This is a genomic window from Erwinia sp. 009765445 (assembly GCF_058137865.1).
Genome location: NZ_JBYUWC010000006.1, coordinates 164,222 through 189,444, shown reverse-complemented (window position 1 = coordinate 189,444; position 25,223 = coordinate 164,222). Strand labels below are relative to the sequence as shown.

Here is a 25,223-nt window from a genome sequence, read left to right as displayed (position 1 = left end):
GTAAACTCCCCGTTATTTTATTTATTGTTAAGTTCTGGACGAGCAAAACGACGGTTTTCCAGCACCGGCAGGACGTTGCGGGCATGAGCAATGCGGGCAGGATCCAAATCAGCAAACACCAGCGCCGGAGCTTCGGCGGCTTTGACAATCGCCACGCCCAGCGGGTCAACAACCAGACTGTTACCGATATTGCGCGGGCCGCACTCGCCCACCGCCACCAGATAACAGGTGTTTTCTAACGCACGGGCGGTAACCAGCACCTCCCAGTGCATCTCCTTCAGCGGGCCTTTCACCCAGGCTGCAGGCAGCACCAGCACGTCAGCACCATCCAGCACCAGGCGGCGGGCCTGTTCCGGGAAACGCACGTCATAGCAGGTCATCAGACCCACTTTCATCCCGGCAACATCGACCAGCGGCGGAACTTCATTGCCTGGCGTAACGTTGCGTGATTCCTGCATGGCGAAGGCATCATAGAGATGGAGTTTGTCATAGCGGGCAACGATTTCGCCGTTGCGAATGGCAATCAGCACGTTCAGCGCCCGGCCATCACCGTTCGGCACGTGTACGGTCATCATGGTGGTCAGATTATTGCCACGGCTGGCCGCGTAAACCTCAGTCAGGAACGGGCCATCCAGCGGCTGAGCAGCTTTCAGCACCAGATCCGGATCGGCGATATCACGAGCCAGCACGCCTTCCGGCAGGACCAGTAAATCAGCACCGCCAGCTTCGGCCTGAGCCATCAGGCCGGTAATGGTTTCGGCATTTTCCTGCCACTCGCGGCTGACCGCGAACTGTCCTAATGCAACTTTCATCGTTATGCTCCTGTGGTCACGGCGGGGAACAGCTCTTCCGGCGTGAGGCGGTCTGAGCTAATACCCTGCTCAAAAAGCTCGCTGGCAAAATCACCAATCATCTTCTTGTTAGCTGTAAAACCGTTGGCGTTCCAGTCGGCAGGTAAATCCTGCGCGGTGCGTCGCAGATCGTCGAGCAACCACGGGGTGGTATCGGCGTATTTTTCGCGTTTGTCATTCCACAGCTTCGCAGACTGTTCAATCAGTTCGCTGACCTGCTGCGGGATGTCCGGATGGGCTTCGGCAATTTCGGGTTTAAAGGCCAGCAGATGGTGACCGGGGATGTAGCCCACGCGGCTAAAGTATTCCAGCTCGGCCTGGCGGAAATCGGTTTGCAACTGACGCAGACCGGATCCCTTCAGGAAGAAGCCCTGCGGCATGAATGGCGTAAATACCGCATCCAGCTCGCCCGCTCTGAGCAGGTCGATCAGCGGATGCTCGCCCGGTGCAGCTTCAATGCGTCCGGGACGACCAAAACCGTTCAGGCGATCGACAATCGGATGCTCCGGCGTCAGGCGCCCAGCAAACCAGTAAGCATCATCAATGCCCACACCGGCTTCACGCAACAGCGCACGGGTCCAGGTATTCCCGGAGTCCTGCCAGCCGGTCACGCCGATTTTTTTCCCTTTCAGCTGGTCCAGAGTAACGATCGGGTTATCTTCGGTGGTGATGATGCAGCGCTGACGGAAACCGCGCATCAGGAAGTGAGGCAGCGCCAGCAGCGAGTTATCGCCCTTCGCCCTCAGTTGAGCATAGCGGCTGAAGGAGATTTCAGCCGCGTCATAGTCGCTGCTGGTTGCCAGATCGCCCACCAGCGTTCCCACGCGATGCACCTCCAGCTTAAAGCCTTGTGGCTTGATATCGCCCAGTGCCAGCGGCGTGAAATAATCCCAGTCTCGTACCGCCAGTCTGATCGTAACCATCTGCTCTCTCTCTCGTTGCCTGAAAGCGCCAGAACAGAGCGCTTAAATAGTGTTCAAATAATGCTTGAATTCGATACTAGATCGATAATAATATCTGTACAATATTTTCTTTGTTACTGAACAAATGGATTTCTTATGACCTCAACGCTGGACCTGAACTGGTTTGCTGAACGCCTGACGGATGCCTCGGTAAAAGGGATTGCGGGCGTAACAGCGGGACTGATCCGCGAGGGTCAGATTCCGATCGGCACTCATCTGCCGTCGGTGCGGGATCTGGCTGAAGCATTAGGGGTCAGTCCAGCGACGGTCTCAGCGGCATGGGGCCAGCTTAAGCGGCAAAAAGTGATCGCCGGGAAGGGGCGTAGCGGAGTATGGGTTTGCGGCGATAACGTGACGTCGAGACCTGTGCGTTTCGAGAAGATTGGCAATTATGGCGACAATATCCGCGCCGATCTCGCCATGGCCTCACCGGATCCGGCCCTGCTTCCCGATCTGAAACAGGCGATGCTACAGGGGATCCAGTGCCCGCAACTCAACAGCTACCAGCGCGATCCCATCGCCCAGCCGCTGCTGACAGCCATCCGGTCTGGCTGGCCCTATCAGGCCGAGGCGTGGCTGGCGACAGACGGCGGATTTGATGCGATGAACTGCATCATTCAAACGCTGTTTTCGCCGGGGGAAAAGGTCATCATTGAAGATCCCACCGCCACCCGCCTGCTCGATATGCTGGATAATATTGGCGCAGAGGTGATGCCGCTGGCCTGCGATGAACACGGGCCATTACCCGGCGCGCTGGCCATGCTGTTGAACAAAGGGGCCACGGCAATGATCTATCAGCCCAGAACACACTCCGCTACCGGCCATACCGTCAGTGAAGCACGCAGTGAAGAGCTGGCTAAAGTGCTGATGGGCACCAGCACGATGATTATTGAGGATGACGGGATTGGTGAGCTTTCGGCTTATCCGGTATGGAGCCTGGGGCGCTATTTTCCGGAGCGCACGCTGTACGTACGCTCCTATTCCAAAGCCTATGGCCCCGATTTGCGGTTGGCGGTGTTATCCGGCCCGCGCGAGCCGCTGAAGCGCATTCAGTCATGGCGAAACTTTGGTGCCAGCTGGACCAGCCGTATTCTGCAGCAGGCCGTAGCGTGGATGTTGCAGGATGAGAGCACTCAGTTGCAGATTCAGCAGGCGAAAGCGATCTACAGCGGACGCCGCCGTCAGCTGCTGGCCGCGCTGGCTGCCAGAGGGCTGACGCTGCCGGATCGTGACGGGCTGAGTATTTTTATCCCGGTGCAGTCCGAACAGTTCGCCATGATTACCCTGGCTGCCAGAGGCATTGCCGTGTTGCCCGGCGAACGCTGCCGCAGCGGCGGAGTCCAGTTTATCCGTGTGAGCATTGCGATGATCCAGTCTGACAGCATCAACAGCATTGCCGATGCGCTGGTGCTGGCCTGCGGTCAGGACATTAATGCTATTGGTTCAGATCTTTAATCAGATAGCGTGGAGAGTCGCTGTAGCCTTCGCGGGCATAAAACGCATTGGCTTTGATCCGACGTTCGTGGCAGTGCACCTCAACCCGATCACAACCGCGCTCGCGGGCCAGCTCTTCGGCATGCTGCAGCAACTGCTGCCCTGCCCCTTTGCTGCGTTCACCTTCAGCTATGCAGAAATAGCTGACGCGGGCAAAATCACCGGCCAGCGCCAGCTGAGGGATAAAATGCAGCGACAGGAAACCCAACACGTTACTGCCGTGCTCGGCGATCAGCAGCTGTTCAGTCTGGTCATCAATCAGCTGTGCCAGACGACGGTCAATAAAATCCCCGGTATTTTCATAGCCCAGTTCGGTTAACAGGGCGCTCAGGGCAAAACTGTCTTTTGGCCGCGCCATTCGGATCTTCATCGCTGTTCCTCCAGGTTTGAGCCTGATTCACTGGTTCTTCATCGCTTATGTTTATAGCCTGCCTGCCAGGATTAGCAACCCCCGGCACAACAGGGATTTGTTACAGAGACGGGGCAATTATTCTGAAGTGGGACGAGGGATCGGGATTCTGTAGTGGTCGGGCTGCTGATTAATGTTTCCTTAATAATGTTTCGCCACACTATGAGTTAACTGCTCAAAGAGATGACAAACATGAACCTGATCCCCAAATCCCTGAGCGAAGGCGTCGCCGTTGCCATCAGCCTGATCGCCATTGTTTTCTGGCTTGAGCAATTTTTTTCCCGTTAATTCTTCTCTGCCTCCCGTACCGCACCTGGCCGGATGCGGGGCAAAAAAAAACCCGCCATCCGGCGGGTTTTTAGAATTCTGTCTGATAACTTAAATAGCGGCAACGTTAGCAGCAGATGGGCCTTTGGCGCCGTTGGTGATTTCGAACTCTACACGCTGACCTTCAGCCAGAGTTTTGAAACCGTTGCTCTGGATGGCAGAGAAGTGTACGAACACATCTTTGCTACCATCTTCAGGAGTAATGAAACCGAATCCTTTGGACTCATTAAACCACTTAACGCTACCTTTAATCTTAGACATCTATATTACCTTTACATGAAAAATGGACACTAAACTGTGTCGCCTGTTAGTACAGCAATTGCAGAGGCTTTTGTCCAGTAGACAATAAAGAAAAAGTGATAAATATCGCCTTTTTCGCAGATACGTCATCATTCCGGCCGTTTACCGCAATTAAAACTGCCAGCGGAACCAGGCGAAGTAAACGTTTCCGTTGTTGTAAGTGCCTGGAATATAAGTCATCTGGAAAGTCGCTTTACTGTAACCGATTGAAGCTAAAGGCAGTAGAGCGGGCACAGGAATATACTTCCAGTTATCACGCGCCGTCACGCCAGCGGTGTAGCCCAGACCGAGGCGGAAGTTCTGGTCATTCAGCGGACGCCAGATCTTTTCCCAGCCATACCCCATAAAGGGTTCCCACTTGTTATAAGAATCTTTAAACGCCATGGCATACAGGCCATTCCAGTTGCCTTTGTCGTCAAAGCGTGACATCCCAAACCCGGCACCCCACGGTCGCTCGTTGTAGTGATCGGTCTTTTCTTTATCGTAGGTCCAGCGGTTATGCCATGTGATCGCAGGAACGTACAGGTCGTAACCCTGCGGCTCGTTCCATGTCGTGCTGACTTTGTCACTGAAGTCTTGCCAGGTGGAGGATATAGCCGAGCCAAGTGTCCCAGCCTGCGCCGCCGGTGTTGAGACAAGTCCGCCGGACATTGCCACCATAACAAGAGAAATTCTGTATAGCTTCACGATAATTACACCTGGTGTTGAAAATAATGCGCACATTTTTCGCATTAAGAAGGTTCAGAGTGTCTTTTTTGTCTGGCACACATTATAAGCATTCTGATTAAACAATTCATGAATGCAATGTGACTGAAATTCAAGGACTGTGTTTATTAAACTTTACGGCCAACACCCTGATTCTGACGCAAAAACATAACATACAGAATCAGTAAATCGCGCCAGGACAACTCTTAAGTCATGAAGAATGCGCTAACAACGCCTTAAATGACGAACAGTAAAATGATCTGAGTCATTATTTCGAGCGTATCAGACAATTTCTAGCCTGAAAGCAAAATAAATCCAATAAAACAAACAGTGTTTATCGTAAAGCACAGGCAACATCCGGGGTTAATTTGGCTTATGTCTTTGCAATCAGGTTATTAGAAGTGAATGTCACTTTATGAAATTGATAAATATTATTTATCGATCATTGGTTAAATTTTGGTAAGATTAATCCTACTTAACAATGATAAGGAAGAGGTACCTGCGTGAGAATACGATGCTGGAGATGCGGGCACGCAAGGATTATTTTTACATCCAGCGGCGACCGGTTCGGTCACCACCACGGCGCTGTTTGCGCTAACTGTAATAACCCAATAACGCTGAAAGATTGCTTATTTAATACGCGATTATCAACCGCAACTGAGGAAGAAAGTCCCCCTCAGCCCTCGCCGGAACCTGAAGAGGTAAAAGCCTTTAAAACCGCCACTGGCGTGCACTTCAAGCGGTGACAGCGCATCCATCCGCGCCGCCACCCGGCCATTCAGAACAGAACCTTAAAGACACCCGTAATCGTCAGCAGCCCGACAATGAAAATGATCGCAATAATCCAGAGAATAATCTTCATTCCATTTTCCTTAATCAGAGTAAAAATTCACTACGATGTAGTCACTTGAGTATAGAAGAGAATCTCTTCCTCTGCCTGCAACCAGCAATCTGGCAACGACGGAACACCCTGCTGCATTAATCCACTCAACCGATCACATCTTAAGATTATGCTGACCGGAGTCCCTGATAGTGAATTCTGTTAACTCTTCCCGCAGTAGCCTGCAAATTTATCACGATGCCGTCGCCGAACAACCACGAAGTACTGAAGATTCCGAAAAAAGTTCAGTTCACAGCGAACGAAGCCAGACCAGCCTGCCCGGCGAGAGCGGTGGGATCCACCATGTTGCCGGAGCCAGCTATCACACCGCCAACGAAGCCGCGCTCCACCACAAACTGGCAGTCCTCTTTGGCCGCCATATTGACGGTGAGAACGCCGCCGATTTTCATCGCCTGATCGAAGATCGTACTCGCCAGCTGCACGCTATGAACGAAACGCCAGAGTCTGTGGAAGCGGTTCTGACCAAAGGCAGCCGACTCGACAGCGTGGCTCAGGCTGCCCGCGGCGCGGTACGGGCCATCCCCTTTGCCGTTGCTTCGGTAGCTTTTGACACCTTTCCCCAGCTCAGCGCCTTCGCTGAAGGGGCCGCTCAGCTTGGTCTGCATGCGGGGTTGCAGTCAGGTATTGCCGATACCTTTGGCGGCGCCCTGCTGGATAAAGCCACTGCCAATACTCAATGGCTGACAGCGGAACCGTCACAACTAGAGCCGGTCATGCATCAGGTCAGCGAACAGAAAAAACCGTCGACGGGCAGGCTGGCAGGAGAAAACGCCGCGGCTATTCAGAGCTACAGCGCGAGGAATTTACTGCGTCTGGGAACATCAGCGGCGGTAACAGCAAAATTTGGTCCGGCCACGGCGGCCAGAGTGGACACCTGGCTGACTGCCGGAGGAGGAGTTGTCGCAGGGGGCCTGATGTCCGGAGCTACACATGCGGTAGACAGCAAGCAGGGCCGTGTTGGGGCAGAATACCTGCTGGGTCGCACTGACTGGAAAGAACAGTATACCGCGCTTAAAAATACCAACGCCTTCACCGCTCCGCTGGCCGGTGCCGGTAAGCGGCTGGCTAAACTGCCGCTGGATGTGGCTACGGATGGCTTAAGAGCCGGACGGGAAGTCTTAAGCGCGGCAGGCATGTCGAAAAATGGACTGCTGTCCGGAGGATTTGCCGCCACGTTATCTGCCCGTAGCGCCGTCAGCCAGGCCATGAAAAGCAAAGGTTTTAATGCGGCCTCGCAGGCTGCAATGAGCCACCTGACTAACTTTGCCCTCTCCGCGCCGGTCTTTGCCTCCGTTCCGGCCGCCGAAATCCTTGCCCCGGAAATATCAGACAAACTGACGCAAAAATTACAGGAAAGTATCCCCAAAGCGGTGCAGTGGGGAGCGGACCAGTTGCAGGCCCGCCTGAGTTCGCATGGCCCAGGCCGTCCGCTGAGTAACAGTTGATAGCGATCACGATCTGCGGTTTCTTTACAGATAATTCTTAGGTTGGCGCTAGACTGATAGGGTTATTCGCTATGGACTCACTTGCTATGACGCCACCCTGAAGGTTAACAAGGAGATCTTATGAGCACAGTCAACAGCAGTATGGGCAGATACAGCCTGAAAGCAAAAAATGCGGGCGACCATATCAAAGGGTCGATCGCCATCAATGATGAAGGCGGTTCGCAGCTGACGTTACAAGAGTTTAATGAACATTACCTCGACGATGTGATCAACAACGTAGTTTACCCGGTCACCGGAGGAAATCGCGCCATCACTAAAGCTTTTCGTGATGAGATGATAAAGGCGGGATTTGAACAACCGCATTAAACGGCTTTGCCGGGCAGGGCCCTCTTTGTGGCCCTGCTCTCAGGCTGGCTGAGCCTCGTCCGCGGGCAGTAACAGAAATTGCTGCAGCTTTCCAGCCTGATCGGCAAAGCGTTCAAATAATTCCGCTCACCGTTGATCCGCCGGTCACCCACCATCACAAAGGCATAATCGCCATCAATAGCGCTGCAAACGGCAACCGGCTCAGTGATACCCGATGAAGCCAGCAGCAGCCCGTTCACCGCGGCCATTTCGCCGCAGTTACCGGCACGAAAGCGGGCAGCGCGGTCGGGCTGACTGTCTGCCGTACTGCCAACCGCACGCCCGGCAACGGTACGTTTTACCGAGCCACCATGGGTATGGCGGCTGGCTGAGGCACCGGGCAAATTAAAAGGCTTATTTTTCGTCCTGATAGTTAAACGGATTCCGCTGGGTGGCCGTTTGCCGCAGGAAGTTCCAGCCGGGGCATTATGTCGCTGGATTTTGCCACTGGTAGCAGTACGCTTCCGGCATAAAAAAACACCCTGTCAGCTTACCGCTCACAGGGTGTGATAACTTGTCCAGCGCGATCGTCAACCTTCCCGTTCACGCTTTTCTCAGGGAATACCAGTTGGAGTTCCTCTGACTTATTTACTGCTCTCGCTACCACTCTGGGCACTGGCTCCGCCACCCTGCAGGGCAGAGAGAATGGCACCAAGGCCTAGCATCTGCAATGCACCACCCAGCTTACCGGCGATGCCGCTGCTGTCCTGGCTGCTGCCTTCCTGAGTGTCGCTGTTACTTTGCGCGGCTGTCGGTGAAGAGCCGGTGCCGGTACCAGACTGGCCGGAAGCATCAGAGCTGTCAGAAGACTGTCCGAGCATCTTTTTAATCAGATCCATCAGTTGGGTCATGATATCGCCACTGCCGGAAGCCTGCTGGCTGCCTGAGCTGCCGTTTCCGCTGCCATTGCTGGCATCGGTGCCGGATTTGTCACTGCCCTCAGCCCCTTTGCCCTGCAGCAGCTGCACGATGGCGTTCAGCAGTTGGGTAAGGCTGTTAGTGACGCTGTTCTGATCGCTATTTTCCCCCTGACCGCCTTCGCTACCGCTGCTGTTTTTCACCGCATCGTTAGTGGCCTGGCCGCCAAACTGCACGCCCTGGCCGCCAACTTTGCTCAGCGCGCTGCTCAGGCCATTCCCGCCCTGCGATCCGCTATTACGCGAACCATTAATGCCGATATCCTGGCGTCCCTTGCCGGAGAGATCGGCACCCGGCATCTCCATACCGCCTGCTTTACCCCCACCCAATGCGCCGCCTGCTCCGCCGCCTATTTTCATGCCACTCATAGGTACCTCCATTAATTGAAATGTGTACTTCTGCGAGTCAGCCCACCCTGATTGGAGCCATGGTGCCCCAGGCTTTTTCTCACTTCATAGGTGGAAGATGGTGGTGAAGGGTTCCCTGTTAAGATTGGAAAGGCTCATTTCCGGCAATCTAAATTACATATTCTTAACGATTAGCAATCTAAATAATGCACTTGTTTACACATATTAATCAGTCATCTGGCCCATTTTTGTAGGGATTTCCCTACCTTTCGGCACGGAGATCCCCACAACAACTTCAGATGAAACTGATAGCCGCGCAAGGCCAGGCTAGTAAATAGTAAGTGAAAATTGAGTGTTACCACCGGGCGATTGGGTCCCGGATTCTGTTGTATTTCGTCTCTTATTTCACATCAGGTTGCCAACTGAATTTGTAATAAATTCGTCTGAGGGAAGACAGGAGAAAATATGTTTACGGGCAGTGATAACAAGACAGATCTGGCAAGAGCAGACATTCACGCTAACCTGCATCCGATGGTTAATACACTCGCACCGCTGAAGGTCGACCTTTTGCTGGAGGGCGAAACGGGCACCGGCAAAGATACTCTGACAAGACGGATTTATCAGCTATCCGGTGCAAAGGGACCGCTGGTTCCCGTTAACTGTGCCGCCATCCCGGAAAACCTGGCCGAAAGCGAGCTGTTCGGCGTGATGGCCGGTGCCTATACCGGTGCCAGCCATTCCCGCGCCGGGTATATCGAGACCGCAGACAAAGGGATCCTGTTTCTGGATGAAATCGACAGCATGCCGCTGATCCTGCAGGCTAAATTACTGCGGGTGCTGGAAACCCGCGTGATTCACAGGCTGGGTTCAACACAGCCGATTACGCTGGACTTGAGGGTCATTGCCGCATCGCAGACCCCGCTGGTCGACCTGGTCGAAGAAGGACGTTTTCGTCGCGATCTCTACTTCCGCCTGTCGACCATTAAAATTGAAACACCGACGGTGCGTTCCCATGCCGAACTGATTATTCCCCTGTTCCGCCGGTTTACTCAGGAAGCGGCAATGCGCCTTAAACAATCCATTCCACCCCGATCGCTGGCGCTGGACGAGGCCCTGCTGCTGCACAGCTGGCCGGGAAATATCCGCGAGCTGAAAGCCGCAGCCGAACGCCATGTTTTGCGACTGCCGCCGCTGTGTGATTTTTCTCCCTGCGATGGCGAAGCTACCCTGCTGAAAGATCGCCTGCGCAGAATCGAACGCAGCCTGATTAAAGAGTGCCTGAACCGGCACGGCCATAAAATTGATGATGTGGTGCACGAATTAGGTATTCCGCGCCGGACGCTCTATCACCGGATTAAATTACTGAATATCGTTGCCTGAGCAGGCAATTGCGCTCGAATATTTTTTTTATTACATTCATCCCGACAAAAATAAAATAAAAAAATTTGGAACCCTTTTTATTCCGCTCCTACTTAATAAACGAATACGCTGATGTTCAAACTCACTTTTAATCAGGAGTCACACTATGTCTGCAATCTCTAGTGGTATCTCAACTGCAGCTGCTGCAGCAACCAAAACAGAAAGCGCAACTGACGGTGCAAGCTTCATGTCGCAGATGCAGGACGTACAGGGCCAGATGCAGCAGGATATGGTTGATAAAGCCAAGCTGGATGCACAGAACAACAAAATGAACGGTATTGCAGACAGCGCCAGCAAGGCCGGCTCTGCTGCTGCTCAGGTGAAGATCCAGTACTAGTCTGGCTTCATAGTGCGGCCCGGGCCCCGGTCCGCACTGCTCTTCCACTCGCTTGTATGAGTCCACCGCCATGAAAATAGCTTCTTCACAGGCAGGGTTAACCCACGCCGATATGGCAGAGAAACCCTCCTTAGCGCAACCCGATCAGACCGATGTCGATTTTTTCTCCGCACAGTTAAAAGAAGAACCTCAGGTGGAAAAAGTCTCCGCACCGGCCAACGTGACTAATTTTCTCTCCGGACTGGCCAATACTATGAATAATAATGAGCGGGAAAGAAAGCAGACCTATCAGGATTTGCAGAAGGCCTCCCGCTCGTCCAACTTATTAGAATTCAGCCAGGCCAACGCCGCGCTGTCAAACTATTACATTGAAAATTTAATGAATGCCAAGATTGTCGCCAAAGGCGTGCAGAGCATTGATAAACTGACCAACCTACAGTAGCTATTGCGATGAAAACCCTCCTGCTGAAATGGCTGGCGACGCTGTCGCTGGTGCTGCTGCTGACCGGCTGCGGCGACAAAACCGTGCTGTACAGCGGACTGGCTGAAAACGACGCCAATGACATCATCGCTGAGCTGAATCAGCACCAGATCGCCGCGGATAAAGTGATAGATAAAGCGGGGATTTCAGTGTCTGTGGACGCCAAATATATCGAACGAAGCGTAAAAATCCTCGACTCTGCCGGGCTGCCCCGCAAAGCGCGTACCAATCTGGGCGAGGTTTTCCAGAAAAGCGGTGTGATCTCCAGCCCGATGGAAGAACGGGCACGCTACATCTATGCCCTGTCGCAGGAAGTGGAATCCACTCTGGCGCAGATTGATGGCGTGGTGGTGGCCAGGGTCCACGTGGTGCTGCCAGAACGGCTGGCACCTGGAGAACCAATCCAGCCCGCTTCTGCTTCGGTGTTTATCAAATACCATAATAACCTCGACCCGGACAGCATCGAGCCGCGTATCCGCCAGATGGTGGCAACCAGTATTCCCGGTCTGGCGGGGAAAAGTGACAAGGATCTGGCCATTGTTTTTGTGCCTGCTCAGACCTATGAAGATCGGGTCGAAGTGGTTCAGATGGGGCCGTTCCAGCTCTCCACGGATGAATACTTTACGGTGAAATGGATCTTCTCCCTGTTGGCTATTGTGCTGCTGGCCGCCTTCGCCCTGCTGCTGTTCCGGCCGGGCCGCAAAAATAAAGGAAAGCCTGCCAATGAGCTGGGGTGAGGAGCAGGCTCAGGCGTGGCTGCACTGGTGGCATCAGGGTTACTGGCAACTGGCGGATGAAAGCTGGGCCGATAACGGTTTTTACGCCCTGCCCGCCGATCAGCAACAGGCGCTGGCCTGGCAGCACCCGCAGGCCGTGGCGGCCAGCTTTGGCATCCGTGCCGCCCTGCCGCCAGAGCCGCAGTCCCGCCTGCTGACGCTGATTGAGCTACCCGGGGAAGCCTGGCAGCGGCTGCTGGCCCTGCTGGCCGGTATCTGTGCACCACAGGCTGAACCGCCAGGGCTAAGCAGCGCCAACCTGATCTGGTGTCGCCGCCTGGCACGGGCGCTGCGCTGTGAAAGCTGGCTTCCGGCTGGCTACTTTCAGCCCTATACCTCCGGCAGCCTGATCCTGCTGCGCAGCCTGCATCCGGACAGCTGGCCTCGCCTGCGTTTATTGTTCCCTCGCGACTGGGTCAACCAGGTGGAAGAGTATCCCTCAGCGAAGCTGCCCGCATCGCGGCTGGCTGCGTTGTTGGACGCCGCAATCTGGCAAAGCCAGCAACCTGAGAGTGTGCCGAATGTGGATCCACAAGAAAATAACCCTGCTTAACCCGCAACACTTGTCGGGCACGTTGCTTACACGTGAGCTTCTGGCTGAACATCAGCAGGCGCTGACGATATTACAAAGCGCGGAACAGCAGGCGCAGGCCTGCCTGGACGCTGCCCACAGGCAGGCTGAACAGCTGCTGAACGATGCCCGCGAGCGCAGCGCGCAACAACTGGCGGAACAGATTGCTGAGCAGCAGCAGACGTTTCTGGCCGGTGCTGAGCAACTGTTCGCCGACTGGCAACAACAGCAACAGCAGTGGCAGGCAGCTCTGTTACCCCGCGCCGAAGCCCTGCTGACACAGGCGATGAGCCAGTTGCTGGCTGAACAGCCAACGGAAGCCCGCCTGCAGGCGATGCTGCAACAGCTGTTAAAAGCGCAGGGTCGGCAGGCCGCCGCCACGCTGTTCTGTTCTCCTGAACAACAGACAGCCGTGCAGGAGTGGCTGATACAGCATCCACAGCTGGCATGGCAGATCAGCAGTGATGCCACCCTGCCTGCCGACAGCCTGTTGCTGACCACTGAACAGGGTGAACTGCATCTTAGCTGGTCACAACTCTGCGCAGCGTTGCTTCCCGTTAGCTAACCTTCGTGCCCACAAGCTTAGCTCTCCGCTCCAGATTTTTCGCCGAATAAGTTACCTCCCCACAACATTTTTCCCCCCCCACCTGGAACCTGTCGGCCTGACATACCACTTAATGTCAGACCCCCACAGGAGACCGACAAGATGAGCAACGACGACTCTATCCAGCGTCGCTTAACCAATCAGGTGGTTCACGCGCAGAAAGACATGTACCAGTTTGCGCAGAATAGCCAGGACCAGCCTTTTAACGTTAGCGATATGTACGCATTCCAGAATGAGATGCTCGACCTTTCTAATGCCAACTGGGCCAGCTCACAGTACACCCAGTACAAACACGGCATTCGCAAGGCGATCATTGATGCCATCAACTGATGTTGCTGCCCTGACAGAGCAATGTCTTGACCAGTCAGATGGCGAACTGGCGCTGTGGATTGACGACATGCCCGTCAGGCTGCAGCGCCTGCCCGGCGGCTGGTTCTGGCTTGCTGAATTAACTCTGCCCGTGCCGGTTGATGGCCGGGTAATGCAGGCGGCACTCAGGCTGACCCGCCCTGCCCTGGCACACTTTACCGATCGGACTGCCGCCCTCTGCTTTAACCCGCAGACGGAGGTGTTGTGCCTGATCATCCGCCTGAAAAATGACCAGACCGACTATGCAGTTGCGCTGCTGGAAAGCCTCTGTAACCAGTGCGAAGTCTGGCAGGATTCCCTGCTGAGCCTGCTCACGCGGCAAGGCGTTACGATGTCCGTATAATAAGGAGAGAAGCGTGTCTCAACCGCTGTCTGCTTTTTTACCGTTCCGTCCGCTGCTTCTGGCACTGACGATCGGGTTATCAGTGTCACACGGCTATGCCAGCACCCCGGATGAGTGGAAAGACGGCGCTTATGCCTATTCCGCTGATAACACCCCGTTAAGCGTGATCCTGCAGGATTTTGCCAGCAGCCACGGTGTTGATGCCAACGTCAGCGGCCTGCCGGATACCTTTGTAACCGCCCGTCTGCGCTCAGACAATGCCGAAGCCTTCCTGAACCGGCTGGCGCTGGAGTACCGCTTTCAGTGGTTCGTTTATAACAACACGCTCTATGTCAGCCCCCAGTCTGAACAGACATCACGGCGTCTGAAAATCAGCCCTGATGCCGCGCCGGATATCAAACAGGCTCTGCAGGGAGTTGGCCTGTTGGAACCCCGCTTCGGCTGGGGCGAACTGCCTGACGAAGGCGTGGTACTGGTGACCGGGCCGCCGAAGTATGTCGATCTTATTGCTGAGTTCAGTAAAAAGTCGGAGCCGGAAACCAGCGAAGATAAGCAGATGATGGCCTTCCCCCTGAAGTATGCCGACGTAGCGGATCGCACCATCAAATACCGCGATCAGACACTGGTCGTGCCCGGCGTGGCCACCATGCTGAATGAACTGCTGGGACAAAACAGCAACGGCTCGGCCAATGGCACCACCACCACGCAGAATGGCCGTGGCGACAGCAACAGCCCGTATCAGGCGATGCAGAGTGAAAGCCGCAGCATTATGGAGCAGATGATTGGTCGTAATACCCGGCTGGGACGCAGCAACGCGCAGGACCAGAGTCAGGGGAAAGCCTTACAGGGCAAAGTTTCCGCCGACGTGAGAAATAACACCCTGCTGGTCCGCGATAATAAAAAGCTGCGCTCTGAGTATCAGGAGCTGGTGAAAATGATCGACGTGCCGCAGAAGCTGATCGAGATTGACGCGGTGATCGTCGATATCGATCGCAACGAGCTGGCACGGCTCTCCACTAACTGGTCAGGACAATTTGGCAACGTCACCGCCGGAGCCTCTATGCTCAGCGGCACCAGCACGCTTTTTGTCACGGACTTTAACCGCTTCTTCGCTGATATCCAGGCGCTGGAAGGCGAAGGCACAGCCTCAATTATTGCCAATCCGTCGGTACTGACGCTGGAGAACCAGCCTGCGGTGATCGACTTCAGCAATACCGCCTTTATTACCGCTATCGGCGAGCGCGTGGCCGATATCCGCGAAATCACCGCTGGCACCAGCCTGCGCGTGACGCCCCGTTCCATCGGAGAGAATCCGGGAAAAGCGGCGGTGCAGCTGGTGGTGGATGTGGAAGATGGCAAGCTGGATAAAAACGAGGACGGCAGCGCACAGGGCACCGAAAACGGCGTGATCAGCACCCAGGCACTGGTGCAGGAAAAACGTTCGCTGGTCATGGGAGGCTTCCACACCAAACAAAGTGGCGATGATGAGCAGCGCGTACCGATCCTCGGTAAAATTCCGCTAATTGGCAAACTGTTCACCTCGAATAATCACACCACTTCCCAGCGTGAGAGGCTGTTTATCATCACCCCGCATCTGATTGGCGATCAGGTGGATCCTTCCCGCTATGTGGATGCGGATAATCGCGATCAGGTCAACGATACGCTGCGCGATATCAACCGCCGCCATCAGTTTGGCGATATGAAGCGCACCATTGAGAGTGGGATGCAGGATCTGGCGGAAAACCGTCTGCCGGGAGGCTTGCAGGCCACGCAGACTGGCCTGACATTGAGTTCGCTGTGTAATATTCCGCTGACCTTCCGCACCAGTGCGCGGCATCAGTGGTACGGCAACAGCTCAATGCAGATCGCCGTGGGCGTGATCACCAACACCAGCGGTAAAGAAGCCCGCTTTGATGAAGCTGCCTGCCGCAGCGACCGTACGCTGGCCGTCTCGGCGTGGCCACATACACGCCTGAAGCCGGGAGAATCGACCGAGGTGTACGTTGCGTATGACACGCAGATCCCGGCACGTCCTGCCCGCGTTTCGCTGCTGAAGTCACCGGATGGCTATGTACCGGCAGCACCTGTCGCTGCAGGCACCCGATCGTCAACCCGTATGCTGTCGCGTTAAGGGAGTGAGAAAGATGAAGAAGCCACTTTTAGTGCTGGCGCTGGCACTGCTGTTAACCGCCTGTGCGAAGCCGAAGTTTGCCGGATGCAATGATGTCTCCTGCCGCCCGGTCTCCGACGATCATGCGATGACCATCTGGTGGCAGCCGGACATGCGTAACGGCCCGTTCGACTATTCGCAAGCCTCGGTGAACGAATGATTTGGGTGGACAATATGGCGGCCTTCCTGGCCGCCTGGCAAAAGAGTGAAGCCTGCGGCTGGGCATCACAACCCGGCAGCGAGCTGTTTTACCTTCCCGAACCTTCCCCCACGCTGACGTTACGCATTTTGCCTGGCTCACTGCGGGATACGCTGCTGCGTCAGGTGCTGACGTGGCGTTTTCAGCACCCCGATCGCTACGACGGTTGTTACATCAGCATGGATGCTGATGGCGCGCTGAGCATGATGCTCCAGCCTTCCCCGGAAGACGATCCCCACGACGCTATCAACACGCTGTATTCGCTGGCGGATCTGAACTGACCGCCTTTTACTCAGAGCGTGGCGATTACTACTCCTTTTCTTAACCTCCCTCTGCTGATTCCCCTTTTATTCCGAAAAAATTATTGCACATCAGTGAAATTGATGAAGATCAATTCGAAATGAATTGCTATCTGTCGGGTAATTGTATATTTACAAAACAAGCAAAAAACCTTAATTTTACCGAGATGACTGCTTTGCCTGTTCACGGGTGAGCTATCCAGGATACTCAACCCCAATCAATGTTAAGGAAAACATTCATGTCTACAAAATCGTTTCGATTTCAACATATTGGTTTTTTGCCCATTGAGGGTATCGGCGCTTTACATGCATCTTTTACACTGCTTTTGAACGTTACTGAAGAGGATGTAAAAGAAGGGAAAAAATTATTTATGGCAGCATCAATGTTATGTAACGCTGCCAAAGCAAACGGTTCCGGCCAGGTTATTCCATGGTGTTCCGTACAAAACAACATCGATAATAAGAAATATGCACTGGATGCTAAAAGAAAGTCCTTTGCTCTCACTCTTGATGAAATATTGATCGGCAGTACAGAATTCACTATCCCCTATAAGAAAAACATGTCTCCAGTTTTAACGATAAAAGCAGGGTACTTTTTAGATACAGGATATACAGGTTCGATACCCCCTACGCCTGCTGAAGTCACCAACCGCATTTCACTACAAAGATTTAAGTAGGTTTAATATGAAAATACTATCAATTTCGATAAAAGTTTTAGCTTTAATATTTTGCATCAGCACTTATGTTCACTCTGCTCCAGAATCGAACAATAGCAATAATTCTGTTGAGGTAACTCCCACACAAGAGGTAGCTAATTTAATTAAAAAAATGGCAATAGCAGAATCAGACAAGAAAAAAGTAATTCTTTCGAAAATAAACTTAATTCGCATAAAAAATCCAGATAACACTAACATTCTGTTAATGTACATAAGTGGCCTTATTAGTGAAAAACGCTACAATGAAGGAGTTGAATACCTCAAGCTTCTCTATAAAAAAAGACCAGTTCGTACTTATTTGCTTACTCAATGTATGTTGCAAGAAAGAACAGGAAGAAGAGATGATAATTGTTACAAGCAGGTCATTCAACTTTCTGAAGAAAATAAAATAATTGATTCAGATTATATAACCGCACTTTTCTTCACTGATGAAGGGAAATTCATCAAAACAAAAGATGAAGTTATTAAAGAAAATAAGTTTAAAGAAAGTGATTTTTTCGCATTTTCTTTAGGTAGAGAAAAAATGCTCCATGAATTTTTCCCATAGTTTATAACCGGGGGGTTACCCCCCCACGGTAGCTTTGTCGCTATGCGAATTAATAACCTGCAAGGCACCGATCAGCTCTGATAAAGCATCACTCCTCAATATCCAGCACCTCATCGATCTGCTGATCTTCGATCTCTTTCAGCAGGCGATACACCTGGGCCACGGCCTTCAGCGTTTCGCGCGGGATATAGTCGCCCTCCTCCACGGTACGGAACAGCGTTCGGGTCAGCCAGACGAAGCGGATCACCGGCATATTTCGGGTTTTGGCTTCTTCAATAATATCCTGCGCTTCATAACCCCCGGCTTTAAACAACAGGCGCGGCAGCGGTGTTTCTCCTGCGCGATAATAAAGGCCGACGGCGAAATGGGTCGGGTTAATCAGCACCATATCGGCATCTTCCACTGCCACCTCACGTCGCGGCTTCGGCGCTTCGTTAAGGATCTGCTGCGACATCGATTTGCGGTGCCCTTTCATATGCGGGTCACCTTCGCTCTGCTTGAATTCGTTGCGGATATCTTCATGGCTCATCCGCTGTTGTTTAAGGAAGAAATACTTCTGCAGTCCGAAGTCCAGCACGCTCATCACCAACAGCAACGCCAGCGTTTCACGCACGATCTTCTTGAAAAGTGCCAACACCGACAGCCAGAAACCGTTCAGATCATCGCCATAAGCCAGCTGTGCCAGCGGCCCCAAATCCGGTTTAATTGCCAGATAGAAAATCACCCCAATCGCAATGGCCTTCAGCACGCTGGTCAGCAGCGTGGTCAGCTGTTTGGCAGAAAACATATTCTTCAGATGGCCAACCGGGTTGATCGCATCAAACTTCGGCTCCAGCGCCTCGGTGGCAAACAGCGGGCCGAACTGGATCCAGCCGCCGAGGATCCTCAGCAGAAAAATCAGCGCACAGACGATGCCGCAGAACCAGAGCAGTACCATCAGACCGTCCATTGCCACTTCCTGCATCGCGTGACCAAAGGGATCGTGGAGTCGCCCGAGCGGCAACATCACCATCGCCTCAAGACGCTGCATCCCACCCCCGACCAGCGCAAAAATCGTCTCCATCACTCCGATGCAAATCAGCAGCTTCGGGATATCCGGCGTCTGCCCTACCTGCCCCTTCTTTCGCGACTCCTTCAGCTTATGGGGCGTGGCATTTTCCGTTTTTTCTGCCATTACTTCCCTCCTTTGCCCAGCATATCGGCAAGATGGGGGATCAGATCTTTTAGCTCGAACAGCCGTTCACCACCGACGTAGTTCAGGATCGGCAGATACAGCACGAAGAAAAGCATTCCCAGCAGGCATTTGGCAGGCATCGCCAGCACCGTGGCCTGCAGCTGAGGGCTGTAAATACTGAGGATGCCAACGCTGAAATCCACCAGCAACAGCAGTGCCACCAGCGGCCCGGCGTACAACACCATATGTATAAACACGCTGCCCAGCATATCCAGATAGACTTTAAATCCGGCCTCGCCCGGGAACGGCAGCCACTGCATCGCGGGCCAGAGCCGGTAGCTGTCCCAGACAATCTGGGTCAGCGTCGACAGCCCCAGCCCCACCACCAGCAGCAGAATGATCGACTGCTGCATCAGAAAACCGAGCGGCGTGGCATCCGGCCCCAATTGCGGGTTGAGCTGGCCGCCCATCAGCGCCCCGCGCTGGTTATCAAACAGCGCGCCCACCGACTCAAACATCCAGAACGGCATCGCCATCAGCAGGCCAATCATCACGCCGATAATCACCTCTTTCAGCGCCAGCGCCGCCAGCAAAAACAGCGACGGATCTTCAATCGCCAGCTGCTGCTGGATCATTGGAGTCGGAAACAGCGCCAGCGCCAGCACTATCGCCGAGCGCAGGCCGCCTTTAATGGCATTGAAGGAGAAAACCGGCGACAGCAGCAGGCAGGGGAAAATGCGCGCCATCGCCAGGGTGACGGCAAGGATAAAATGATAGCCATCGAAGAGGACGTTGTTCCACATATCAGTACTTCACGTTCGGCATCATGGCAAAGGCGCTCTGCGCCAGCTCGATCAGCTCCACGCCGATCCAGCGCCCGGTTAATGCCAGCGCCACTCCCACAGCCACCAGTTTGATGGCGAATGGCAGCGTCTGATCCTGCAACTGCATCACCGCCTGCAGAAGCGAGACGATAACGCCGACGATCACCGCCACGATTAAGGGCGGTGCAGAAAGGATCACCACCAGCAGCATTGCCTGACGAAACAGGGTCAGAATATCCATCGACGGCCCCTCACAGGTAGCTGTAGAACAGGCCATCGAGCAGCCGTGTCCAGCCGCTGACCAGCACAAACAGCAGGATTTTCAGCGGCAGCGAGATAGTCATTGGCGACACCATCTGCATCCCCAGCGCCAGCAGCACGTTAGAGACAATCAGATCCACCACGATAAACGGAATGAAAATCAGGAAGCCAATTTTGAAGCCGTTCTGCAGCTCTGACAGCACAAATGAAGGGATCAGCAGCAGCGGGCTGTCGTGCTGGATGGTGTCGGCCATCTCTTTTGGCCACATGCGCTGGGCATTTTCCTGCAGATGGGTGAGGATGTCCGGGTCGGTGTTTTTCACCATAAAGCGCTTTAGCGGCTCAACGCCATTGCTGACCGTGTACTCCAGCCGCTCAGCAGACTGGCTGTCAATCGGCACCGTTTTTACCCGCTGGCTCATCTCATTAAACACCGGAGCCATCACAAACAGTGAAGCCGCCAGCGCAATGCCATAAATCGCCATATTGGGCGGGACTTGCTGAACCCCCATGGCGTTGCGGGTCAGCATCAATACCATGGAAATCTTCAGGAAGCAGGTGCAGACAATCATCAGAATCGGCACCAGCGATAAGGCCCCCAGAAACAGGGCCAGGGTCATCGGGTTTAGCGACAGGGAATCCATACGGCTACCAGGTGCCCCCGTTCAGCGGGTTCTTGCTGCCCGGCAGCACGTGAGTAATTTGCAGGCCCAGCTTCCCTTCCACATCCACCAGTTCCCCTTTGGCCAGCGGATAATCACCGTGGCAGAGGATCGCTTCCCCCGGGGTGACGTTCTCGATCATCACCATTGCGCCAGGGCTGAGCGTCGTAAGCTCGCCCAGGGTAAGTTTGAGCTGGCCACAACGAACCGACAGGGACAGCGGCAGCGGGGCAAAATCAGTCGCCTCAGTGACCGGCTCAGCGTCCCAGTGGGACTCGGGGTGGTTCTGGTGTTCGTGCTCAAACTCATCAGGGGTCAGGGTCACGTTACGTTTCTCCATCTCGGTAAGATAAAAATGGGCCATCGTGCCAGGCTGCATCTGCAATTCCCCCTGTAACAGACGGGTGCCGCAGCGAACCACACCGCGCCCTTCAGGGGTAAAATACAGCTGCGGAGGCAGCAGGAGATCCCCGCGTCGCAGGGACTGCAACTCCGCTGGCGACAGCACTAAGTCGCCGATAATCATCGGCAAAGTAAGCGTCATGCTTTCCGGTAACGGCAGTACGTCCTGTTGCCATCCGGATTTATTCAGGAGCGATGACAAACACCGGGCGGAGAGAACCAACAGGCTCTGCGCGCGCTGCATGCCCCACTCCACATTCAGCCTGAGCAGGAACTCGCCTGTCTCAACGTTCTCCTGCTCAGGGCTTAAGTGGCCGAACAGCGTAAGAAGTTCGGCAGAAAGTTGCTGATGCCACCACGGCCAGTACCAGTCCTGTTCAGGAGCCTGCTTCGCATGGGCAAAAGTCGGGCAATCGGACATCAGTGACAGCACCGGCTGCGCGTCCGAAAACTGCAGCACTCCCGCATCGCAGCGCCAGTGGCTCATCTCCGCAACCTGGCAATCATCGGCCAGCGTCAGCCGCAAAACGCCCGGTTCGCCCGCCAGCGTAAAGGGATAGAGAAGCCCTGCGCCGATGCGCTGACGCAGTTGAGCCTCCCGCTGGCTGACCGGCCGGAAATTTAAGGCGTTCATGAGTCCGGCTCCTGACGTTCACCCTGTTCACGGCGTTCAAAACGCAGGCGCACCCGGCAGGCCATTCTCTGCCTCAGCGAGAAGCGGCAGCGTTCCTGATGGGGCAGCAGCGCCTGCCAGGCAGCTGGCTGCAGATGCAGGGCAATATCCCAGCCGCCAGCAGGCAGGGCGGACATCCACGCATCAACATGGCCCAACTTCGGCAGGATTAGCGTCAGCTGCATTTCCCCCGGTGGCTGAGAACTCAGCGCGTCTGCTAACGCCGGTTCAATCTCCTGCCACATCGCCATCGCCGGAGGGGCACTACCGGCACTATCCTCCAGTTGAGAGAAACCCTGCTGTTGATCGGAGCCTGCATCGTTGAAAGCCAGCAGCGGACTCATCACGTCGTCGCTGTCCAGCAGCGAACTGAACAGGTCATCTTCCTCGCGCGTTGGGCGGCGGGGTTCAAAACGGGGAGAAGTGTTAGTGGTTGCCTCAGCAGGCTGGGTACGATCGGGCTGCGGAGGCAACGCTCCACGGTTATCACGGTTTTGCGCATCACGCGCCTGCAAAAACTGGCTGCGGGCATGCCGCTGGGTATCGCGTTTTTGCTGCGTCTGCCGCTCGGTAGCCTGCTGGAGCTGATGCTGCAGCGCCGCCTGAGAGAGATTACGGATCATCCGGCAATCTCCTGTTGCTGCAGCAGATAGTTAAGCTTCTCCATTTCACGCAGGCGCAGGCGCGTTTCCTGCTGCGCCTGTTCTACCCGCTGCAACTGCTCGCTGCGGGCCTGGGCCAGCTGATGCAGGCTGAGGCGTTCGTCATCCACCTGCTGCTGTGCGTGCTGCTCCTGCTCCAGCGCGCGCTCAAGACGGTATTTCGCCTGCTGCACACCACAGTTTTTCTGCACAAACGCCTGACGCAGCTGCTGGTATTCCCCCTGGCGTTCCTCCAGCCTTTGCTCTGTCTCTGTGGTTTTTTCAATAACCTTCCGCAGAGCCTGCTCCTGCTCTCTCTGCTGCCGCTCACTGCGGCTGAGGCGCTGGCGGCGGATTGGTAACAGCAGGTTCAGCGTCCGCTGCAGTTCAGCCGCGGTGGCATCTGTTTCGGTTTCAGATTCAGGATTACTATGACGGCGCATAACGGCTCACCTCTGACAGTTGAAAACAGGTCTGGTCAAAACCGGACGGGTCGCGCATTGCCTGCTGCAGATAGCCATTGATCGCCCCCTGGGCCTGCACGGCCGCATCGGTCAGGCTGTCGTTGCCCGGCTGGTATTCTCCCAGGCGGATCAGCATTTCCACCTGCTGCCAGGCCGACATCAGCCTGCGGATTGCGGTCGCCTCGCTCACCTGCTGCCGCGCCACCACGCTGCTCATGGTACGGCTGAGGCTGGCGAGAATATCAATGGCCGGATAATGGCCCCGCTCCGCCAGTTTGCGGGTCAGCACAATGTGGCCGTCGATCAGCGATCGCACCTCATCGGCGACCGGATCGTTCATGGAATCCTGCTCAATCAGCACCGAATAGAGCGCGGTGATGGCCCCGGTGGAAGTCTGCCCGGCCCGCTCCAGCAGCGTGGGAAGCAAGGTATAGACTGAGGGAGGCAGACCGCCACGGCCCGGAGGTTCACCCAGAGCCAGGCCAATCTCACGCTGGGCACGGGCAAAACGGGTCAGGGAATCGAGGATCAGCAGCACGCTTTTCCCCTGGTCCCGGAAGGCTTCCGCAATTGCCGTGGCGGTGAAGGCGGCGCGGGCACGCTCCATACTGCTGCGGTCTGACGTGGCGCAGAGCAACACGCTACGGCTGCGCAGTTCGCTATCCAGCTCATGGTCAAGGAATTCACGCAGCTCGCGGCCACGTTCGCCAATCAGCCCGAAAACAATCACATCGCAGGGCGTATTACGCGCCAGTTCTGCCAGCAGGGTAGTTTTGCCGCAGCCTGCCCCGGCGAAAATCCCCACACGCTGCCCCACGCCCAGGGTAAGCAGACCATCAATCGCTCGCATTCCGGTTGGCAGCGGCGTGTCGATCCTCGGTCGCTCGGTTGGCGGCGGCGCATCTCCCAGCACCGGTTTAGCGCCAGTTTCGCCAGGCTGAGCAAACGCACTGACGCTGCCCTCTTCAATCGGCCGGCCAAAACCATCCAGCACACTGCCCAGCAGTTGGTCAGACACGCGAATACTGTGAGGAAGATAGAGTGGCGTGACTCGTGCACCCTGGGCGATACCGTCCAACTGCCCCAGAGCAGAAAGCAAAGTGTGCTGAGGATTAAACCCCACCACTTCCGCCAGCACGCGGGTATTGTTTTTTCCTTCGATACGGCACAGATCGCCGATGCGCGCGCGCGGCAGGCTGCTTTCCAGCAAAATGCCGCTGATGCCGGTAATGCGGCCATAAATCTCCACCGGCGCAAAGCGGGCCAGGCGCTGCTGATGCTGAGCAAACCAGTCGTCAAGCTGAGCGGTCAGGGCCTGCATCACCAGTTCACCTTAATGTGTTCACGTCCGGCAAACTCCACCTCGCTGGAGGTGATGGCAACCAGCCGCAGTTCATCAACCTGATCGCCGATAAACAAGCGCTCACCGGCATCGGTCACCACATTGGCCCGCTTGCCGGTGGTAATTTGTACGATACGGAACGGCAGTTTGGCATTGCGCGCACGGGTGTTGTTCACCAGCTTCGGCATTACGCTGTACTGCGTCTGGAAGCGCACCAGCATTCGTTCAAGAATTTGCAACTGGTCTTTATTCAGCTCGCCATTCAGGATCATCCGTCCTTTATCCATGTCGATTTTCACGCCCGGTGTCAGCCCACGGTCGCGCAGCATCGCCACCAGCGGCGGGCGTACTTCCTGCAATGTCTCCAGCACTTTGCGGTTCGAACCAGTTGTAGAGGTCTGGGCCACGGTGGGTTGCAGGATCCAGCTGATAATGGTGAAGCTCAGCAACAGGATCAGGCTGACGGACAACACCTGAACGCCACGTGAGAAAGTACGCGAAGGGGCTGGTGTGGCTGTGATGGCTGGAGCGGCCTGAACCGGAGCGGGTTTGGGCGGTTCGGGAGCCGCCTGCATCTCTTCCCACGGCAGCTCAGCAGGGACCAGACTCAGCCAGATATCGCCCAGTGCAAAAGGCCGATCCGGCTCCAGCGGGTCCAACAGTTCCTGCTCTTCTCCGGCCGCAGTCAGGAGCTTGCCCTCCATCGCATGGAGCTGCCAGCGCTGCTCTGCAAACAGCAGCGTGGCGTGATGTGCAGCCACTCCCGCATCGGTCAGCAGCAGATCCGCATCGTCAGCCTGGCCCAGCGTCCACTGGCCGCCGCTGACGGGTAAGGCCGCTCCCTGATGGCGGCCGCTCAGCACTCGTAGCTCAAACATAACCCAC

Annotated in this window: 33 protein-coding genes; 16 read left to right on the top strand and 17 right to left on the bottom strand. The window is 55.1% G+C overall.

Going from position 1 to position 25,223, the window contains the following annotated elements; all coding sequences use genetic code 11:
* Positions 1–17 precede the first annotated feature (17 nt).
* Positions 18–812: a deaminated glutathione amidase gene (locus tag AC3Y5R_RS08380; protein WP_489920953.1), complete on the bottom strand. Its 795-nt coding sequence runs from the start codon at positions 810–812 to the stop codon at positions 18–20.
* A 2-nt stretch (positions 813–814) separates the two neighbouring features.
* Positions 815–1,774: a substrate-binding domain-containing protein gene (locus tag AC3Y5R_RS08375; protein WP_489920952.1), complete on the bottom strand. Its 960-nt coding sequence runs from the start codon at positions 1,772–1,774 to the stop codon at positions 815–817.
* Between the two features lie 135 nt (positions 1,775–1,909).
* Here AC3Y5R_RS08375 and AC3Y5R_RS08370 point away from each other — a divergent pair, with 135 nt between their 5' ends.
* Positions 1,910–3,268: an aminotransferase class I/II-fold pyridoxal phosphate-dependent enzyme gene (locus AC3Y5R_RS08370; protein ID WP_489920951.1), complete on the top strand. Its 1,359-nt coding sequence runs from the start codon at positions 1,910–1,912 to the stop codon at positions 3,266–3,268.
* Here AC3Y5R_RS08370 and AC3Y5R_RS08365 read toward each other — a convergent pair.
* The 4 genes from AC3Y5R_RS08365 to AC3Y5R_RS08350 all read right to left on the bottom strand — a co-directional run bounded on the left by AC3Y5R_RS08365 (position 3,249) and on the right by AC3Y5R_RS08350 (position 5,910).
* On the bottom strand, positions 3,249–3,677 hold the full coding sequence (locus tag AC3Y5R_RS08365) for a GNAT family N-acetyltransferase (RefSeq protein ID WP_489920950.1): 429 nt from the start codon (positions 3,675–3,677) through the stop codon (positions 3,249–3,251). The two genes, AC3Y5R_RS08370 and AC3Y5R_RS08365, sit on opposite strands and share 20 nt — an antisense overlap.
* Positions 3,678–4,094: 417 nt before the next feature.
* A complete protein-coding gene (cspE, locus tag AC3Y5R_RS08360) occupies positions 4,095–4,304 on the bottom strand; it encodes a transcription antiterminator/RNA stability regulator CspE (protein WP_004156612.1) in 210 nt (69 codons plus the stop codon).
* Between the two features lie 150 nt (positions 4,305–4,454).
* Positions 4,455–4,994 carry a lipid IV(A) palmitoyltransferase PagP gene (gene pagP, locus AC3Y5R_RS08355; RefSeq protein ID WP_489921016.1) on the bottom strand — a complete coding sequence of 180 codons (540 nt, stop codon included), beginning with the start codon at positions 4,992–4,994 and terminating at the stop codon, positions 4,455–4,457.
* An 832-nt stretch (positions 4,995–5,826) separates the two neighbouring features.
* Positions 5,827–5,910 (bottom strand): small membrane protein YohP, encoded by an 84-nt coding sequence (locus tag AC3Y5R_RS08350; RefSeq protein ID WP_456297742.1) that lies wholly within the window; start codon positions 5,908–5,910, stop codon positions 5,827–5,829.
* Positions 5,911–6,080: 170 nt separating this feature from the next.
* Here AC3Y5R_RS08350 and AC3Y5R_RS08345 point away from each other — a divergent pair, with 170 nt between their 5' ends.
* Positions 6,081–7,394, top strand: coding sequence for a hypothetical protein (locus tag AC3Y5R_RS08345; RefSeq protein ID WP_489920949.1), 1,314 nt, complete (start codon positions 6,081–6,083; stop codon positions 7,392–7,394).
* 120 nt (positions 7,395–7,514) lie between these two features.
* On the top strand, positions 7,515–7,760 hold the full coding sequence (locus AC3Y5R_RS08340; RefSeq protein WP_158783735.1) for a hypothetical protein: 246 nt from the start codon (positions 7,515–7,517) through the stop codon (positions 7,758–7,760).
* Here AC3Y5R_RS08340 and AC3Y5R_RS08335 read toward each other — a convergent pair.
* Positions 7,757–8,143: a hypothetical protein gene (locus AC3Y5R_RS08335; RefSeq protein ID WP_489920948.1), complete on the bottom strand. Its 387-nt coding sequence runs from the start codon at positions 8,141–8,143 to the stop codon at positions 7,757–7,759. The two genes, AC3Y5R_RS08340 and AC3Y5R_RS08335, sit on opposite strands and share 4 nt — an antisense overlap.
* Positions 8,144–8,383: 240 nt before the next feature.
* Complete coding sequence (locus AC3Y5R_RS08330; protein WP_489920947.1) at positions 8,384–9,085, bottom strand: hypothetical protein; 702 nt, start codon at positions 9,083–9,085, stop codon at positions 8,384–8,386.
* A gap of 444 nt (positions 9,086–9,529) precedes the next feature.
* Between AC3Y5R_RS08330 and AC3Y5R_RS08325 the strand changes: the two genes are divergently transcribed.
* The 13 genes from AC3Y5R_RS08325 to AC3Y5R_RS08265 all read left to right on the top strand — a co-directional run bounded on the left by AC3Y5R_RS08325 (position 9,530) and on the right by AC3Y5R_RS08265 (position 17,895).
* Positions 9,530–10,444, top strand: coding sequence for a sigma 54-interacting transcriptional regulator (locus AC3Y5R_RS08325; protein ID WP_489920946.1), 915 nt, complete (start codon positions 9,530–9,532; stop codon positions 10,442–10,444).
* A gap of 145 nt (positions 10,445–10,589) precedes the next feature.
* On the top strand, positions 10,590–10,820 hold the full coding sequence (locus AC3Y5R_RS08320) for a hypothetical protein (protein ID WP_158783738.1): 231 nt from the start codon (positions 10,590–10,592) through the stop codon (positions 10,818–10,820).
* Between the two features lie 70 nt (positions 10,821–10,890).
* Entirely contained in the window at positions 10,891–11,262 is a 372-nt protein-coding gene (locus tag AC3Y5R_RS08315; RefSeq protein ID WP_489920945.1) for an EscF/YscF/HrpA family type III secretion system needle major subunit, read from the top strand.
* Between the two features lie 8 nt (positions 11,263–11,270).
* Positions 11,271–12,038 carry a type III secretion system inner membrane ring lipoprotein SctJ gene (gene sctJ / locus AC3Y5R_RS08310; protein ID WP_489920944.1) on the top strand — a complete coding sequence of 256 codons (768 nt, stop codon included), beginning with the start codon at positions 11,271–11,273 and terminating at the stop codon, positions 12,036–12,038.
* A complete protein-coding gene (locus AC3Y5R_RS08305) occupies positions 12,025–12,630 on the top strand; it encodes a hypothetical protein (protein WP_489920943.1) in 606 nt (201 codons plus the stop codon). Before sctJ ends, AC3Y5R_RS08305 begins: the two co-directional genes overlap by 14 nt.
* Complete coding sequence (gene sctL / locus AC3Y5R_RS08300; protein WP_489920942.1) at positions 12,599–13,213, top strand: type III secretion system stator protein SctL; 615 nt, start codon at positions 12,599–12,601, stop codon at positions 13,211–13,213. The genes AC3Y5R_RS08305 and sctL overlap by 32 nt, the downstream gene beginning before the upstream one ends.
* Before the next feature lie 141 nt (positions 13,214–13,354).
* Positions 13,355–13,582 (top strand): HrpF protein, encoded by a 228-nt coding sequence (locus AC3Y5R_RS08295; protein WP_158783742.1) that lies wholly within the window; start codon positions 13,355–13,357, stop codon positions 13,580–13,582.
* Entirely contained in the window at positions 13,569–13,964 is a 396-nt protein-coding gene (locus AC3Y5R_RS08290) for a type III secretion system chaperone family protein (RefSeq protein ID WP_489920941.1), read from the top strand. The genes AC3Y5R_RS08295 and AC3Y5R_RS08290 overlap by 14 nt, the downstream gene beginning before the upstream one ends.
* Before the next feature lie 13 nt (positions 13,965–13,977).
* Positions 13,978–16,095 (top strand): type III secretion system outer membrane ring subunit SctC, encoded by a 2,118-nt coding sequence (gene sctC, locus AC3Y5R_RS08285; RefSeq protein ID WP_489920940.1) that lies wholly within the window; start codon positions 13,978–13,980, stop codon positions 16,093–16,095.
* Positions 16,096–16,108: 13 nt separating this feature from the next.
* Positions 16,109–16,294 carry an HrpT family type III secretion system protein gene (gene hrpT / locus AC3Y5R_RS08280; RefSeq protein WP_489920939.1) on the top strand — a complete coding sequence of 62 codons (186 nt, stop codon included), beginning with the start codon at positions 16,109–16,111 and terminating at the stop codon, positions 16,292–16,294.
* A complete protein-coding gene (locus tag AC3Y5R_RS08275) occupies positions 16,291–16,614 on the top strand; it encodes a hypothetical protein (protein ID WP_489920938.1) in 324 nt (107 codons plus the stop codon). The genes hrpT and AC3Y5R_RS08275 overlap by 4 nt, the downstream gene beginning before the upstream one ends.
* A gap of 257 nt (positions 16,615–16,871) precedes the next feature.
* Positions 16,872–17,309, top strand: a complete 438-nt coding sequence (locus tag AC3Y5R_RS08270) for a hypothetical protein (RefSeq protein WP_489920937.1) — start codon at positions 16,872–16,874, stop codon at positions 17,307–17,309.
* Between the two features lie 7 nt (positions 17,310–17,316).
* Positions 17,317–17,895: a hypothetical protein gene (locus tag AC3Y5R_RS08265; RefSeq protein WP_489920936.1), complete on the top strand. Its 579-nt coding sequence runs from the start codon at positions 17,317–17,319 to the stop codon at positions 17,893–17,895.
* An 88-nt stretch (positions 17,896–17,983) separates the two neighbouring features.
* Here AC3Y5R_RS08265 and sctU read toward each other — a convergent pair whose 3' ends face one another.
* The 9 genes from sctU to AC3Y5R_RS08220 are packed head-to-tail and all read right to left on the bottom strand — an operon-like array spanning position 17,984 to position 25,216.
* Positions 17,984–19,069, bottom strand: a complete 1,086-nt coding sequence (sctU, locus tag AC3Y5R_RS08260) for a type III secretion system export apparatus subunit SctU (protein ID WP_489920935.1) — start codon at positions 19,067–19,069, stop codon at positions 17,984–17,986.
* On the bottom strand, positions 19,069–19,872 hold the full coding sequence (gene sctT / locus AC3Y5R_RS08255) for a type III secretion system export apparatus subunit SctT (protein WP_489920934.1): 804 nt from the start codon (positions 19,870–19,872) through the stop codon (positions 19,069–19,071). The genes sctU and sctT overlap by 1 nt, the downstream gene beginning before the upstream one ends.
* 1 nt (position 19,873) lies before the next feature.
* The gene (gene sctS / locus AC3Y5R_RS08250) at positions 19,874–20,134 is read right to left on the bottom strand and encodes a type III secretion system export apparatus subunit SctS (RefSeq protein ID WP_489920933.1); all 261 of its coding nucleotides are present in this window, start codon (positions 20,132–20,134) and stop codon (positions 19,874–19,876) included.
* Positions 20,135–20,144: 10 nt separating this feature from the next.
* Positions 20,145–20,798: a type III secretion system export apparatus subunit SctR gene (sctR, locus tag AC3Y5R_RS08245; RefSeq protein ID WP_158783750.1), complete on the bottom strand. Its 654-nt coding sequence runs from the start codon at positions 20,796–20,798 to the stop codon at positions 20,145–20,147.
* A gap of 4 nt (positions 20,799–20,802) precedes the next feature.
* Entirely contained in the window at positions 20,803–21,852 is a 1,050-nt protein-coding gene (locus AC3Y5R_RS08240) for a FliM/FliN family flagellar motor switch protein (RefSeq protein ID WP_489920932.1), read from the bottom strand.
* On the bottom strand, positions 21,849–22,514 hold the full coding sequence (locus AC3Y5R_RS08235; RefSeq protein WP_489920931.1) for a type III secretion system HrpP C-terminal domain-containing protein: 666 nt from the start codon (positions 22,512–22,514) through the stop codon (positions 21,849–21,851). Before AC3Y5R_RS08235 ends, AC3Y5R_RS08240 begins: the two co-directional genes overlap by 4 nt.
* Entirely contained in the window at positions 22,511–22,975 is a 465-nt protein-coding gene (locus AC3Y5R_RS08230) for a hypothetical protein (RefSeq protein WP_489920930.1), read from the bottom strand. The genes AC3Y5R_RS08235 and AC3Y5R_RS08230 overlap by 4 nt, the downstream gene beginning before the upstream one ends.
* Positions 22,962–24,323: a type III secretion system ATPase SctN gene (gene sctN, locus AC3Y5R_RS08225; protein WP_489921015.1), complete on the bottom strand. Its 1,362-nt coding sequence runs from the start codon at positions 24,321–24,323 to the stop codon at positions 22,962–22,964. Before sctN ends, AC3Y5R_RS08230 begins: the two co-directional genes overlap by 14 nt.
* Positions 24,317–25,216 (bottom strand): FHA domain-containing protein, encoded by a 900-nt coding sequence (locus AC3Y5R_RS08220; protein ID WP_489920929.1) that lies wholly within the window; start codon positions 25,214–25,216, stop codon positions 24,317–24,319. Before AC3Y5R_RS08220 ends, sctN begins: the two co-directional genes overlap by 7 nt.
* Between the last annotated feature and the right edge of the window lie 7 nt (positions 25,217–25,223).